A 13262-nucleotide genomic window follows, 5' to 3' on the forward strand; every position below is an offset into this window, starting at 1 on the left:
CGGGACCGGGCAAGATGGGGCCATGCAACTTCCGGTCATGCCGCCGGTATCGCCCATGCTGGCGAAGCCGGTGAAGCAGATACCACAGGGTGCCCACAGTTTCGAGCCGAAGTGGGATGGCTTCCGGTCGATCATCTTCCGTGACCACGACGAGGTGGAGATCGGCAGCCGCAACGAACGACCGATGACCCGCTACTTCCCGGAGCTGGTCGAGGCTGTCAAGGCGAACTTTCCCGCCCGAAGCGTGATCGACGGCGAGATCGTGATCGAGGACGCCGAAGGCGTACGCCTGGACTTCGAGGCCCTCCAGCTGCGGATCCACCCCGCGGCCAGCCGGGTCCGGCTGCTCGCCGAGCAGACGCCCGCCCGGTTCGTGGCGTTCGACCTGCTCGCCCTGGGCGACACCGACTACACCGGTCGGCCATTCGAGGAGCGCCGTGCGGCCCTCGTGGAAGCCCTGTCGAACGCAGGACCGCCGGTCCACACCACGCCCGCGACCACCGATCGGAAGCTGGCCGAGCGCTGGTTCCACCAGTTCGAGGGTGCCGGGCTCGACGGTCTGATCGCCAAGCCGCTCGACGGGTCGTACGAACCCGACAGGCGGACGATGTTCAAGGTCAAGCACGAACGCACCGCTGACTGCGTCGTCGCGGGCTACCGGGTCCACAAGAGTGGCCCGGACGCGATCGGCTCCCTCCTGCTCGGCCTCTACAACGACGCCGGTGACCTCGCCAGCGTCGGTGTGATCGGCGCGTTCCCGCTGGCCCGGCGGCGGGAGCTCTTCACCGAGCTTCAGCCGCTGGTGACGACGTTCGACGACCATCCGTGGTCATGGGCCAAGCAGGAAGCGGGCAGTCGCACTCCGCGCAACGCCGAACAGAGCCGCTGGAGCGCCGGCAAGGACCTGTCGTTCGTGCCGCTTCGACCGGAGCGGGTCGTCGAGGTCCGGTATGACCACATGGAAGGCGTACGTTTCCGGCACACCACGCAGTTCGTCCGCTGGCGACCGGACCGCGAGCCGGAGTCGTGCACCTACGCCCAGCTCGAGGAGCCGGTCCGCTTCGACCTCGCCGAGGTCCTGGGCACGAAGTGAGCACGCGCTCCTCACAATTTGCCGCACAGATGACCAAGGACACTTTCCAATCGGGCACCCGCGCGGCACGATGGGCGCGGACACACGAGGAGGTGCCCATGTACAAAGTCGTGCTCCTCATCGAAAAGCCGATCTCGCACTTCGACGCACATCAGATCGCCGAGCTCTACCGGGTGTCGGGCGAACCCACCCATGTCCACGTTCTGCTCCCCGTCGAGGACGCGTCGGCTCGGGTCGAGTCGGCGCTCGGGTCGATCGCGGCGAGTGAAGTGCTCGCTACGTCCGCTCTGAACTTCCCCGACGTCGACCTGGCGAAGATCCAGCGGGAGATCGTCGAACGCAGCAAGTCAGCGCTCGACCAGAGCGTTCAGGCGCTCGGTCGGTGCGGGTGCTCGGCCGACGGCGAGGTGACGTCAGCGGATCCGGTCGATGCGCTCGCTGCCGCCGTACGGGAGCGGAACGCGGCCGAGGTCGTCATCCTCACCCGGCCGCACCTGGTGGCGGAGTTCTTCCACTTCGACTGGACCTCGAAGGCACGCCGCCGACTCGGTGTTCCGTGCCTGCATCTCATCGAACACCGCGATCCCGTGCCGACTGATCCTGACGCCGCCCCTACCGGTTCCGGCCGGCGCAACGGCTCACCCGGCTAGGTTCAGCTCACGTCAGACCGTCGGGCATCCTCGGCTTCCGCATGGTGCCCGTGGGTTCGAGTTCTGCGATTCTGCGGGCGAGGTACGCGCGTTCTGGAGAGTTTCCCGCGAGCCGGAGCGCTCTTGAGTACTCCTCGCGCGCCGCGACGAGCCGCCCCATCCGGCGCAGGAAGTCGGCTCGGGTCGCGGGTAGCAGGTGGTAGTTCGCAAGCCGCTCGTCGAGGTCGGCCAGCAGGGCGAGGGCCGTCGCCGGACCGTCGGCCTCGGCGACCGCCACGGCCCGGTTGAGGCGTACGACGGGCGAGTCCGTCATCCGTTCCAGGCGTTCGTACAGCATGGTGATCGCCCGCCAGTCAGTGTCGACCGCGCGACGTGCTGACGCGTGCTCAGCGGCGATCGCCGCCTGAAGGAGGTACGACGTCGCGCGTCCGCCGAACCCCGCTGCCTTCTCGAGCAGGGCGACCCCTTCCGCGATCTCCGTCTGATGCCAGCGTTCGCGGTCCTGGTCAGGGAGAAGTACCAGCTCGCCGGTGTCGTCGGCGCGGGCGTCCCTCCGGGAGTGGTGCAGGAGCAGCAGGGCGAGCAGAGCCATCGGATCGGGCTCGTCCGGGAGGAGCTCGACGACCACCCGCGTGAGCCGAATCGCCTCATCGCACAGGCCCCGCCGAACGAGCGCGTCCCCGGAGGACGCCGAGTGGCCTTCGGTGAAGGTCAGGTAGAGCACAGTGAGGACACCGCCCAGCCGATCGGGCAGCTCCGCCTCGGTGGGCACGCGGTAGGGGATCGAGGCGGCGGCGATCTTCTTCTTGGCGCGGGTGAGTCGAGCAGCCATGGTCGGTTCAGAGACCAGGAAGGCGCGAGCGATCTCCGGTGTCGTCAGGCCGCCGACCAGTCGGAGTGTGAGCGCCGTCCGCGCCTCGAGAGCGAGGGCCGGGTGGCAGCAGGTGAACAGCAGGCGCAGCCGTTCGTCGGGGATGGCGGAGATCGCCGCGTCGTCCGGATCGAAGCCGTCCGGCCGCGCACCGTCCACAGGGTCTGTCTCTGCCGCGGCGTCGATGACGAGCAGGGGAAGCTTGCGGGCCAGGGTGGCGTCACGGCGCACCCGATCGAGGCCCCGGCGCTTCGCCGTGGTGAAGAGCCATGCCTCCGGGCGGTCGGGGATGCCGTCCCGCGCCCAGTGCTCGACCGCCAGCTCGAATGCCTCCGCCAACGAGTCTTCGGCGATGTCCAGGCTGCGGAAGTGGCCGGCGAGCAACGCGAGCAGCCGGGCCCAGTGCTCGCGGAATGCCTCGACCACCGCGCCGGGAGCGTCATGTGCCACGAGTGGCGCCTCTTTCAGGCCTTGTTACGGGCCCGGCTGGGCTGGACCCGCATCGGCTCGCCCGGCATCTTCGGATAGTCCGGTGGGTATGGCAGGTCGCCCAGCCCTTCGTCGCGTTGGTCGCGCTCGGCCCACTCCAGCAGGGTGTCGATCGCGTACGCCTCGTCATTGACTCCGGCGTGGAGGTCACCCACCGTGGCGAATCGATCCGGCATGGTCACGATGTCGAAGTCCTCGGGAGCGACACTCTCCAACTCGTCCCACCGCAGTGGTGCCGACACCGGTGCCCGGGACCTCGGGCGGATGGAGTAGGCCGACGCGATCGTGCGGTCCCTCGCCATCTGGTTGTAGTCGATGAAGACCCGCTCGCCGCGCTCCTCCTTCCACCAGGACATCGTCACCAGGTCAGGCAGTCGGCGTTCCAGCTCCCGACCGAGGGCGATGACCGCTCGCCTCGTCTCGACGAAAGTCCACTTCGCCTGGATCGGTACGTAGACGTGGAGGCCTCGCCCACCGGAGGTCTTCGGCCAACCCTCCATGCCCAGCTCATGCAGCAGCGCGCGTAGTTGGGGGGCCACACGGACTGCATCGGCGAAGTCCGTCCCCGGCTGCGGGTCGAGGTCGATCCGGATCTGGTCGGGATGGTCAACGTTGGGCCGGCGTACGGGCCAGGGGTGGAACGTGAGTGTGCCGAGGTTGGCCGCCCAGGCGATCACCGCGGTCTCGGTGGGGCAGACCTCGTCGGCGGGGCGCCCGCTGGGGAACGTGATGCGGACCGTCTCCACCCACTCCGGCGCGCCTTTGGGTATCCGCTTCTGGTAGAACGCGTCGCCTCGGTTGTCGCCCCTGGTCGACAACTTCGCTCCCTCGAAAACGCCACCGGGCCACCGCTCCAACGTGGTGGGACGCTCGCGCAGGGCACCCAGGATGCCGTCGCCGACGGAGAGAAAGTAATGGACGATGTCTCGCTTCGTGAACCCGCGCTCGGGGAAGTACACCTTGTCGGGGTTGGACACACGCACGGTGCGCGCGCCCACCTCGATCTCTTCGTACGGCGTCGCCATGCCCGAACGCTAGCGCGAGTCACCGACAGCACGCCTCGAGACGCCTCGGCCGTGCCTCGTTTCTGCCGGGGCGAGTCCCGACATACGGTGGCAGAGACCGCGAGGCCCTCACGGGAGGCATTGAACCCATGAACGACGTTCCCGGCGAACGAGACACACCCGAAGGTGTGCCTCAGCGGCCATCGTCAGACGCTTCGTCCTCGCCGCCGCCGTGGGGTGGGTCGCCGCCCCCTGCACAGCAGCAGGGAGGGTCCGCGCAGGGACGGCCGATCACCACAGGTCCTGCCTCCGGGCCGCCGGCTGGCCCGCAAGGTGGCGGGCCAGGCCCCTACGTCCCTCCAGGGTCCGTGGGACCGCCTCCCCAGCCGTCTCCTCAGCCGCCGGCCAACCTGCCACCCGGACCCCATCCGCAGGGTCCCCCCGGAGGTCCTCCGCCAGCGGTGTGGGGATCCCCGCAGGCTCGCCGGCAGCGGCCGCCTCGCAGCCGCAGCAACGTGATCCTCACCATCGCGCTGCTGGTGGGTATCCCTCTCCTCCTCATCGGAGGCGGCATCGCGGCGTACTGGTACATCAGCAACTCGGGTGGCGGGGCGAGCAGTGAACCGCCCAACGCCAGCTCGGAGGGCGCTGACGTCGCGGACATCGAGGCGGCCATCGAGAAGCAAGGCTTCTCCTGTTACGAGACCTTGAGCCAACCGACCGTCGTACGTTCCTGCTATCTCACGGCCTCTGATGGTGCGCATGTCGCCGTACGCATGCAGGCAGGTCAGGACGGCGAGGCGCTCCATGTGGAGGTCATGGGGCGGCAGTCAGGAGTTGGCAGCCTGACTGCTCCCCGGGGCGATCCAGTTGAGCCGACCACGCAGGCGTTCACCGCGATCAGCGAGACGCTGCTGGGCTCTGAGGCCAACGAACTTCCGGAGATCGAGGGCGGCCAGTCACGAACGACGTTCGTGCCGTGGGGCCGGGTGGAGTTCGGGGCGTTCCCCGACGCCTCGTTCGCAACCTTCGCCAAGGACGGAACCAAGCCCGTCTCCGGGAGTGCAGTGCTTCCTGCGTCGATCGGCGACATCCAGAAAGGCCTCGGCGGTGCCGGGTTCGCCTGTGACACAGACAGCTGCGACAAGGATGCAGAGGGCACGACCTCCCTCGCCCGGGTGAAGAGGAGCGAGATTCGCCTCTCTGTCGAGGATGCGGGCCAACCGGTGAACGACAAAGTTCTACGTACGCACATCGACGCCGTGCTCGACCAACTCGTCAGCGGAGCAGATCGCGAGGCGGCAATGTCCTGGGCCAGCTCGCGACTGAACCCGGAGCACGGGTTTGTCCAGGGTGACGCAGGTGGCCTGCACATCGAGGTCGCGCGTGACGGTGCGGAATCGGCCGAGGTCGTCATACAGCCCGCGCAAGCCCGCTTCCCATCCTGAACCGGCGAAGACGTGGGCGGGGCCGGATGTCCGACCCCGCCCCAGAAACGGATTGAACGGAACAGCTCAGCCGATGACGCCTGGCGGGGCGTCACCGTCAGCGCCCCAGACGTCCTCGTCCTCTTCGAGCCAGGTGTTGCGTTCCTGCTCCTGGCCACCGTCCTGGCCCATGCCAGCGCCGCCCATCATGGGCATCATGCCGCCCATGCCGCCACGCATTCCTGCCCCGGCGCCCATGCCGCCGCCGAAGCCACCGACACCGCCCATGCCGGCGCCCGCTCCCGCGACGCCGGGAATGCCGCTGACGGCCGGTCCAGCTCCGTGAATCGGCGTGCCGCTCGGGAATCCTCCGCCACCGCCGCCGCCGATGCCGCCGCCGCCGAGTCCGCCTGCTCGGGCTGTCTCGGTACCGGTGTCGACACCACCAGTGCCGCGACCGCCGCTACCCGGAAACTGATCGCCGTCGGGGATCCCGTCGCCGTTGTGGTCAGGGTCGTTCGGGAACGGGTCCTGGGAGTCCGGGATCCCGTCACCGTCGGAGTCCGTGCCGTCGGGGACGTCAGGCGTGTCCGGTGTACCGGGCGTGTCAGGCGTGTCGGGTATACCGGGCGTGTCAGGGCTGCCGGGCGTGTCAGGGCTGCCGGGCGTGTCAGGCGTGCCGAACGGGCCGGCGCCTCCACCGCCTCCACCGCCACCGCCCCCACCGCCCCCGGCGCCCGGGTCTCCAGAGGCGATCTGCGGTGCCTGCGCAGGCTGCGGAAACTTCCCGGAGACCTCGGTGTATTTGGTGGTGAGATCCGTCGCGGTCTGCTGGCACCTCTCCTCCTCCGACTTGTTCATCTCGAGAGTGCGGAAGATGCCGTCGTAGTCAACCCCGTTGGCCGGCACCTGGCAGTCGTAGATGCCGTCTTCGCTGGTCTTGGTCTGGATGCCGGCTTCGCTGTAGTAGTCGTTCATCGAGTCGCGGTCGATGTCGTTTCCGCCGTTGGCCTCCCCGATCCTCGGGATCTGGAGAATCTCACCGTCGGCGCTGCCCTTGCGGAACTCGTACTTGATCGATCCGTTCGTCATGCCAGACACCCACCACTTGATGTAGTAGGAGTCCTCGTGCCATCCGGGCTTGGGGAGCTTGTCGTCGTTCTGGATGCCACCGACGTAGCCGCCCAGGTCCTCGAACAGTTGGCGGAAGCCCTCTGAGTCAGCCCCGTCGTCGCTCACCTGGAACGCCTGGTCCTCCGATTGCGGCGCGGGCGGTTTCGGGTTGGTCTTGTCGCAGCGGTGCGCGACCTCCTTGGCGAACCAGATCACCTGCTCGAGCTTGTCCTTGAAGGAGTCGGCGGCCTTCCCCTGCCAGCCTCCACTGTTACCGCCGGAGAAGAGTTGGTCGCGTGCGGTCTCCAGCCCTTCGGCAATATCGGCGGCAGCAGTGCCGGCGTGCTTCCAATATTCGGCCGCGCCGTTGATCCAGCTCTCACTCGGCGCCTTGGGATCGTCATAGTCGCCTACGTAGTAAGGGTCCGGGTATCCCCGCACGCGGAACAGAATCCTCTGGTGCCCGGATCCGGCAAGCTTGTCAGTCATCGTCGTCGGCTCCCGTCACGCCTGTGCCTGGGGGTTCGGCTGACCCGTCTGACCCGGTTGGCCGGACCCAGGTGCCGGCGCCATCTCCTCGCCGAGGATCCGGTCGATCTCGCCCACACTGGCGTTGTTGAGCGCCTCGGTCGAGCGGTATTGGTCCGCGATCTTCTTGCTTGCGTCAGCCAAGCCTTCGAGCAGGTTGTGCAGGTCGTTGAAGTTCTGGGCCATGTTGGCCCGTGCGGCGTTGTATTGCGTCCTGAACTGCCCGGCCTCCTCGAACGTGCCCAGCCTCGGGAATCCCGAGTCGCCGTCCTCGGCCAGCAACACCCTCTGCGGATAGCCGTTCTCGTCAGTCCAGTCCTCATCCAGCTCGCGCATGCGCTTGGCGAAGTCGTCGAGATCGCCGGGGTCTACTGTCGTCCCGCCCATTGCACCCAACTCTCCCCGTACTCAGTCGTGGCCACCAGAATCCATCGCCCGTCACCCACCCCGTGGTGGGGACGGCGCCGTTGTGGGTCGCCCGATCGGCGGGCGCCAGGGAAACGTTACGCGACCTGATCACTCGCGTGCAGCCACCCAGCGTGCGGTTGTGGATAACCCGAACCCGTGATTTCCCGTCCAGGAACGACGTGGTTCGGTGCCGACCTGCCGAGTCGTCCGAACCAGACCCACGTGGGCGACGTAAGGTCGGAAGTATGCCTGAGAAGGTCGTCAAGACTGAAGCCGAGTGGCGCCAGCAGCTGTCGCCGGAGGAGTACCGCGTCCTGCGCGAGGCCGGCACTGAACGACCGGGCACCGGGGAGTACGTCGACACCAAGACGACCGGCGTCTACCGGTGCCGCGCGTGCGGTGCCGAGCTGTTCCGTAGCGACACGAAGTTCGACAGCCACTGCGGCTGGCCGTCGTTCTGGTCGCCGCTGGCCGCCGACCGGGTGCAGCTGATCGAGGATCGCTCGCTCGGAATGACCCGCACGGAGGTGCGGTGCGCCCGCTGTGACTCCCACCTCGGCCACGTGTTCGAGGGCGAGGGTTACGGCACCCCCACCGACCAGCGCTTCTGCATCAACTCGGTCTCGCTCACCCTCGAACCCAGCGGGTCGACGTAGACCGCACGACGGTCATGAATCGGGGCGTTCGCCGGGGAGGACGTCCTGTAGTGCGGTGGCCGCCGCCAGCAGTTGTACCTGCAGCGGCTCGACGACCCGCACGTCGTCGGGAAGCTCACCGGTGAACACCGGCCGGATCTCGAACGCCAGGTCGAGGATCTGCTCGCGGGTGAACGAACCCGCCCGCAGCCGGTAGGACTCTCCGGAGAGCCGGCGGTACTCAGCCATGCGTTCACGCCAACCAGGGTTGGACATCCGCCGGTCGTTCGCCTTCATCACCTCGACGAGCTTGTCGAGGACGCGTTCGAGCTCGACCAACTGGGCCTTGCGTTGGTCGACGTCGAGGCGGACCGTCCCGGCGGGAGCCAGGTCGTCCTTCCCTCCGAAGATTCTCCGTAAGAAGCTCACACCCGGTGTTCCCTTCGTGTCGCTCTACGGCAGGAGGCCCACGATGTCGGCGAGCGGCTTGCGGCGGCCGGTGAAGAACGGCACTTCTTCCCGGGTGTGCAGCCGTGCACGCGCGCCACGTAGGTGTCGCATCAGGTCGGTGATGCGGTGGAGCTCGTCGGCCTCGAACGCCAGCATCCATTCGTAGTCGCCCAGAGCGAACGACGCGACGGTGTTGGCGCGTACGTCAGGGTAGTCACGCGCCATCCTGCCGTGTTCGGCGAGCATCGCACGGCGTTCGTCGTCGGGCAGGAGGTACCACTCGTAGGAACGCACGAACGGATAGACGCTGACGTAACGCTTCGGCTCCTCGCCGGCCAGGAACGCCGGCACATGGCTCTTGTTGAACTCCGCCGGCCGGTGCAGGGCGAGCTGGGACCACACGGGCTCGAAGTGCCGCCCGAGGTTGGTACGCCGGAACCGGTTGTACGCCTCCTGCAGGTCGTCGGAGTCCGGCGCGTGCCACCAGATCAGCAGGTCGGCGTCGGCCCGGAGCCCGGACACGTCGTAGGTGCCGCGGACCACGACGTCCTTCTCCCCCAGCTGGCTGATCAGCGCCTCCACCTCGGCGGCCATGCCGGCGCGGTCGACGCTGCCGAGAGGATCACGTAGCCGGAACACCGACCACATGGTGTAGCGGATCACCTGGTTGAGCTCGCGCGCCTTCGGCTTCGCCTCGCGCTCCGTCCGGTCCGAGTGCTCGGTCATGCCGTCATTGTCCCCGGAGCGTGGGACGCACCGAGCAACTGGGTCACCGCGGAGCGCGCGCTCGCGATGCAGGCGGGGATGCCGATTCCTTCGTACGCCGCCCCCGCCACGGCGATCCCAGGCTGCCGCGCCAGGTCTGCCCTGATCCTGGCGACCCGAGCGCGGTGGCCGACCGCGTACTGCGGGAGCCCGCCACCCCAACGTGCCACGTGCGCGTCGATCGGCTGAGCGCGGACGCCCACCAACCCCCGCAGGTCGGCCGCCGCTCCCGCTACCAGGTCCGCGTCGTCGCGCTGCAGTTCGGTCACGTCGCCCAGCCGACCCACCGAGCAGCGGATGATCACGACATCGGGCGCGTCTTCGGCCATCCAGGACCATTTCGCCGAGGAGAACGTCGCGGCCTTGATCAGGCGGCCTTCGACCGGCGGCACGAGGAATCCGGAACCCGGAAGGCTGCCCGGCACCGCCGAGGACGGGAACGCCAGCGCGATCGTCGCCATGCTGGCGTACTCGATCCCGGCGAGCTCCCCCGCCGCCGCCGGCGCGATCTCGGCGAGCAGCCGGCTCGCGGGGCGTGCCGGGCAGGCCAGCACGACGGCGTCGGCGTCGACGAGATCGGGCACCCGGGTCGGCCCCACCACCAGCTGCCATCGGCCGTCAGACGTACGCCGGAGTTCCCGGACAGTCGTGTCAGTGCGTACGCACGCACCTGACGCCTGCGCCACGGCGGGGACAAGTCCGCCCACCCCACCGGTGAGGCCCGCGAAGACCGGGGCGTCGGAGGCCGGCGTCGCAGCCTTCGCCCGAGCGGCCGCGCGAAGCAGCGAAGGATTCTCGCGGAGGTACGGGACGAGGGCCGGAACGGTCGCCTGGAGTGACAGCTGGTCCGAACGCCCCGCGTAGACACCGCCGAGCAGGGGTTCGACCAGGCGGTCGACCAGCTCCCTGCCCATCCGGTGTGCGGCGTACGTGCCGATCGCCACGTCCTCGTCGAGGGGCGCTCCGGGAAGGTCGGGCTCCGCCTCCACTCGGCTCAGTCCGTCAGCACTCAGCAGCCCACTCTCCCGTAGGGCCGCGAGGTCGCCGGGCACACCCAGGATGGTGCCGCCCGGTATCGGGTGGAGGGCACCGCGCGACCACAGACCCGCCGATGTCGTCGCCGCGTAACGGATCCGCTCGCCCAGGCCGACTGCTCTGGCCAGCTCGACACCTTCCGGCCGGCGGTTCAGGATCGCCTCGGCGCCGGTGTCGACGTCCACACCGGCGAGCTCGACGGTGTGGAGCTTCCCACCCAGCCGCGGCGAACTCTCCAGCACGGTGACGGCGAGGTCAGGGCCCCCCACCTGACGTAGGAGCCATGCCGCGGCGACTCCGGTGACGCCTCCACCGACAACGACGACCTGACGCATGGCTCCACTTTTCCAGATCCACATCGGACAACCTCCCCCGGACGTGCCGCGTCATGACTGGCACAGCGCACCGCCATACGGGGAGAACGACGCGACACGGTCACACAGCAACGCGGCACACAGCAACGCGGTCACACGGCAACCGGCACACAGCAACGCGGTCACACGGCAACGCGCCACACAGCAACGCGGTCACGCTGCAACGCGGCACAGCCATCGACGGGGACACGTCCACGCCCGGCACCACTCCACTCAGCAGGAGGCCCGCCATGCACCGCCCCGCACCACGCTGGCTCCACGCTCCCACCATCGTCGTCGCGGCGTTGCTGACCGCGACCCTGACCCTTGCCGGCTGCTCCGGCGACAGCCTCAACCCACTCGCCGGCTCCTCAGGCGGGCGTTCGTCGGCGGACGGCGGCGCAGGCGCAGCGGCGCCGGAGGAGGCCGCCCTCCAGGAGTCTGGTGGCGGCGACACCGACGCCTCTGCCACGAAGCCGAGCGACGGCCAGGTGGGCAGGTCCAGCAGTCCCGCCCGGGCGGAGCTGGAGGTCCGGTCGATCATTCGTACGGCCGAACTGGTCGTACGCACGAAGGAGGTCCAGGCGGCGGCCGACCGGACCGAAAGCCTCGTGACCGCCACCGAGGGCTACGTCGCCAACCAGCAGAGCTCGATGTCGCCTGTCGACCTGCCGAGTGACACCGGGCGCGACACCGAACAACTCCGCAGCATCCACCTGGACGTCCGGGTGCCGGTCGACGACTTCGACCGCATCGCCGACGAGATCAAGGGACTCGGCACGGTCCTCGCCGACAAGCGGGACGCCAACGACGTCACCGAGGAGGTCGTCGATGTGGAGAGCCGGGTCGCCAGCCAGAAGAAGAGCATTCAGCGGCTGCGTTCCCTGCTCGGCGAGGCCAAGACGGTCGGAGAAGTGATCCAGGTCGAGGGTGAGCTGGCCACTCGGGAAGCCGAGCTGGAGTCACTGCAGAGCCGGTTCGCGACGTTGAGTTCACAGGCCGCGCTGTCGACGATCCAGATCACGTTCGAGGCGCCGCCGGCGAAGGCCGCACCGCCTGAGGAGAAGGACAGCGGGTTCCTGGTCGGGCTGCGGGGCGGGTGGAACGCGTTCGTCGCCGTGCTCGAAGGACTGCTGACGGCGTTCGGCGCGGTGTTGCCCTTCGCCCTCACGCTCGCGCTCGTGGCCGGGCTGCCGGCCTGGCTGATGTGGCGGGTGAGGTCCCACCGGTCCGACTCAGCACCCTCACAGGCAGAAACCCCCGCCCCCACGGCCTCGACGTCGGCGAGCTGAGCGCTGTGCGCCCCAGCCGGCTACGTACGCGCCGACTCGGTGTGGACGAGGTCCACCAGCCGGGTGAGGACGTCGGGGTCGGTCTGGGGCAGCACGCCGTGTCCGAGGTTGAAGATGTGTCCGGGCGCCTGCCGTCCGGCGGTGAGGATGCTCCGGGTCTTGTCCGCGATGACGTCCCAGGGCGCGAAGACCAGGGCGGGGTCGAGGTTGCCCTGGACGACCTTGCCGGGCACCCGGTGGATCGCCCTTTCGAGGGGAACCCGCCAGTCGACGCCGACGACGTCCGCGCCCGCCGAGGCCATCAAACCGAGCAGTTCGCCGGTGTTGACACCGAAGTGGATCCGCGGCACGCCGAGCTGGCCGACCTCCTCGAGGATGGCCTTGGAGTGGGGCCATACGTAGGCCTCGTAGTCGTCCGGCGCGAGCGAGCCGGCCCAGGAGTCGAACAGCTGAACCGCCGAAGCGCCGGCCTCGACCAGGACCCGCAGGAAGGCGGCGGCGATCCCCGCCAGCCGGCCTAGGAGGTCGTTCCAGAGCCCGGGATCGGCGTGCATCAGGGCCTTGGTGGCCGCGTGGTCCCGGCTGGGTCCGCCCTCGACGAGGTACGACGCGAGCGTGTACGGCGCACCGGCGAAGCCGATGAGTGGTGTCGGCCCGAGGGTGCTGACCAGCTCCCGTACCGCCTGGGTGACATACGGGACGTCTGCCGCCTCGAGCGGACGGAGCGGGTCGAGGTCGGCGCGGGTACGGATGGGCTTCGCAACCACCGGGCCCACGCCGGGAACGATGTCGAGGTCGACGCCGATCGCCTTGAGCGGGACCACGATGTCGGAGTAGAGGATCGCGGCGTCCACGCCGTAGCGCCGGACCGGCTGCAGGGTGATCTCGGCGACGAGTTCGGGTCGGGAGCACGCCTCGAGCATCGGGATGCCGTCACGGACCGCGTGGTACTCCGGCAGGGCACGACCTGCCTGGCGCATGAACCACACCGGCGTGTGCGGGACGGGCTCACCGCGGCAGGCCCTCAGGAACGCCGAGTCGTTCAGGCTGGACCGGGAGAGATCCATGACATCGCGGGGATCGATCGTCGTGTCCACAAGGTGGCAAGCCTAGTGGACTGACGGACGACGCCAGCGAGTGGTACGGATG

At 68.8% G+C, this 13262-nt stretch carries 13 protein-coding genes; 5 read left to right on the forward strand and 8 right to left on the reverse strand.

From position 1 onward, the window contains the following. The first annotated feature begins 22 nt into the window (after positions 1-22). Together ABN034_RS00760 and ABN034_RS00765 are read left to right on the forward strand one after the other, a co-directional pair. Positions 23-1093, forward strand: coding sequence for an ATP-dependent DNA ligase (locus tag ABN034_RS00760; protein WP_349689026.1), 1071 nt, complete (start codon positions 23-25; stop codon positions 1091-1093). 98 nt (positions 1094-1191) lie between these two features. Next, on the forward strand, positions 1192-1743 hold the full coding sequence (locus ABN034_RS00765) for a hypothetical protein (protein WP_349330699.1): 552 nt from the start codon (positions 1192-1194) through the stop codon (positions 1741-1743). A 7-nt stretch (positions 1744-1750) separates the two neighbouring features. Here ABN034_RS00765 and ABN034_RS00770 read toward each other — a convergent pair whose 3' ends face one another. Next, on the reverse strand, positions 1751-3064 hold the full coding sequence (locus ABN034_RS00770) for an RNA polymerase sigma factor (protein ID WP_349689027.1): 1314 nt from the start codon (positions 3062-3064) through the stop codon (positions 1751-1753). Between the two features lie 14 nt (positions 3065-3078). Then, positions 3079-4128, reverse strand: coding sequence for a non-homologous end-joining DNA ligase (ligD, locus tag ABN034_RS00775; RefSeq protein WP_349689028.1), 1050 nt, complete (start codon positions 4126-4128; stop codon positions 3079-3081). A 494-nt stretch (positions 4129-4622) separates the two neighbouring features. Here ligD and ABN034_RS00780 point away from each other — a divergent pair, with 494 nt between their 5' ends. Continuing rightward, the gene (locus ABN034_RS00780) at positions 4623-5555 is read left to right on the forward strand and encodes a hypothetical protein (protein ID WP_349689029.1); all 933 of its coding nucleotides are present in this window, start codon (positions 4623-4625) and stop codon (positions 5553-5555) included. Positions 5556-5621: 66 nt separating this feature from the next. On the opposite strand, the gene ABN034_RS00785 is transcribed toward ABN034_RS00780, so the two are convergent. Both ABN034_RS00785 and ABN034_RS00790 read right to left on the reverse strand, forming a co-directional pair. Then, positions 5622-7136, reverse strand: coding sequence for a hypothetical protein (locus ABN034_RS00785; RefSeq protein WP_349689030.1), 1515 nt, complete (start codon positions 7134-7136; stop codon positions 5622-5624). 15 nt (positions 7137-7151) lie between these two features. Beyond that, positions 7152-7562 (reverse strand): DUF2563 family protein, encoded by a 411-nt coding sequence (locus ABN034_RS00790; RefSeq protein ID WP_349330705.1) that lies wholly within the window; start codon positions 7560-7562, stop codon positions 7152-7154. 266 nt (positions 7563-7828) lie between these two features. On the opposite strand from ABN034_RS00790, the gene msrB reads away from it, so the two are divergent. Continuing rightward, on the forward strand, positions 7829-8239 hold the full coding sequence (gene msrB, locus ABN034_RS00795; RefSeq protein ID WP_349689031.1) for a peptide-methionine (R)-S-oxide reductase MsrB: 411 nt from the start codon (positions 7829-7831) through the stop codon (positions 8237-8239). A 12-nt stretch (positions 8240-8251) separates the two neighbouring features. On the opposite strand, the gene ABN034_RS00800 is transcribed toward msrB, so the two are convergent. The 3 genes from ABN034_RS00800 to hemG are packed head-to-tail and all read right to left on the reverse strand — an operon-like array spanning position 8252 to position 10827. Beyond that, entirely contained in the window at positions 8252-8647 is a 396-nt protein-coding gene (locus ABN034_RS00800) for a hypothetical protein (RefSeq protein WP_349689032.1), read from the reverse strand. A gap of 24 nt (positions 8648-8671) precedes the next feature. Then, positions 8672-9394 carry a hydrogen peroxide-dependent heme synthase gene (hemQ, locus tag ABN034_RS00805; RefSeq protein ID WP_349689033.1) on the reverse strand — a complete coding sequence of 241 codons (723 nt, stop codon included), beginning with the start codon at positions 9392-9394 and terminating at the stop codon, positions 8672-8674. Further along, a complete protein-coding gene (gene hemG / locus ABN034_RS00810) occupies positions 9391-10827 on the reverse strand; it encodes a protoporphyrinogen oxidase (protein ID WP_349689034.1) in 1437 nt (478 codons plus the stop codon). Before hemG ends, hemQ begins: the two co-directional genes overlap by 4 nt. 245 nt (positions 10828-11072) lie before the next feature. Between hemG and ABN034_RS00815 the strand changes: the two genes are divergently transcribed. Continuing rightward, on the forward strand, positions 11073-12113 hold the full coding sequence (locus tag ABN034_RS00815; RefSeq protein WP_349689035.1) for a DUF4349 domain-containing protein: 1041 nt from the start codon (positions 11073-11075) through the stop codon (positions 12111-12113). 20 nt (positions 12114-12133) lie between these two features. On the opposite strand, the gene hemE is transcribed toward ABN034_RS00815, so the two are convergent. Further along, complete coding sequence (gene hemE / locus ABN034_RS00820; protein WP_349689574.1) at positions 12134-13180, reverse strand: uroporphyrinogen decarboxylase; 1047 nt, start codon at positions 13178-13180, stop codon at positions 12134-12136. Between the last annotated feature and the right edge of the window lie 82 nt (positions 13181-13262).

Source organism: Actinopolymorpha sp. B11F2, assembly GCF_040195635.1.
In the GTDB taxonomy this organism is placed as follows: domain Bacteria; phylum Actinomycetota; class Actinomycetes; order Propionibacteriales; family Actinopolymorphaceae; genus Thermasporomyces.

Bases quoted from the DNA above. Each gene is read 5' to 3' on its own strand.
- ligD (WP_349689028.1), bottom strand. From the start codon at position 4,128: ATGGCGACGCCGTACGAAGAGATCGAGGTGGGCGCGCGCACCGTGCGT.
- ABN034_RS00815 (WP_349689035.1), top strand. From the start codon at position 11,073: ATGCACCGCCCCGCACCACGCTGGCTCCACGCTCCCACCATCGTCGTC.
- hemG (WP_349689034.1), bottom strand. From the start codon at position 10,827: ATGTGGATCTGGAAAAGTGGAGCCATGCGTCAGGTCGTCGTTGTCGGT.
- ABN034_RS00765 (WP_349330699.1), top strand. From the start codon at position 1,192: ATGTACAAAGTCGTGCTCCTCATCGAAAAGCCGATCTCGCACTTCGAC.
- hemE (WP_349689574.1), bottom strand. From the start codon at position 13,180: ATGGATCTCTCCCGGTCCAGCCTGAACGACTCGGCGTTCCTGAGGGCC.
- hemQ (WP_349689033.1), bottom strand. From the start codon at position 9,394: ATGACCGAGCACTCGGACCGGACGGAGCGCGAGGCGAAGCCGAAGGCG.
- msrB (WP_349689031.1), top strand. From the start codon at position 7,829: ATGCCTGAGAAGGTCGTCAAGACTGAAGCCGAGTGGCGCCAGCAGCTG.
- ABN034_RS00790 (WP_349330705.1), bottom strand. From the start codon at position 7,562: ATGGGCGGGACGACAGTAGACCCCGGCGATCTCGACGACTTCGCCAAG.
- ABN034_RS00785 (WP_349689030.1), bottom strand. From the start codon at position 7,136: ATGACTGACAAGCTTGCCGGATCCGGGCACCAGAGGATTCTGTTCCGC.
- ABN034_RS00760 (WP_349689026.1), top strand. From the start codon at position 23: ATGCAACTTCCGGTCATGCCGCCGGTATCGCCCATGCTGGCGAAGCCG.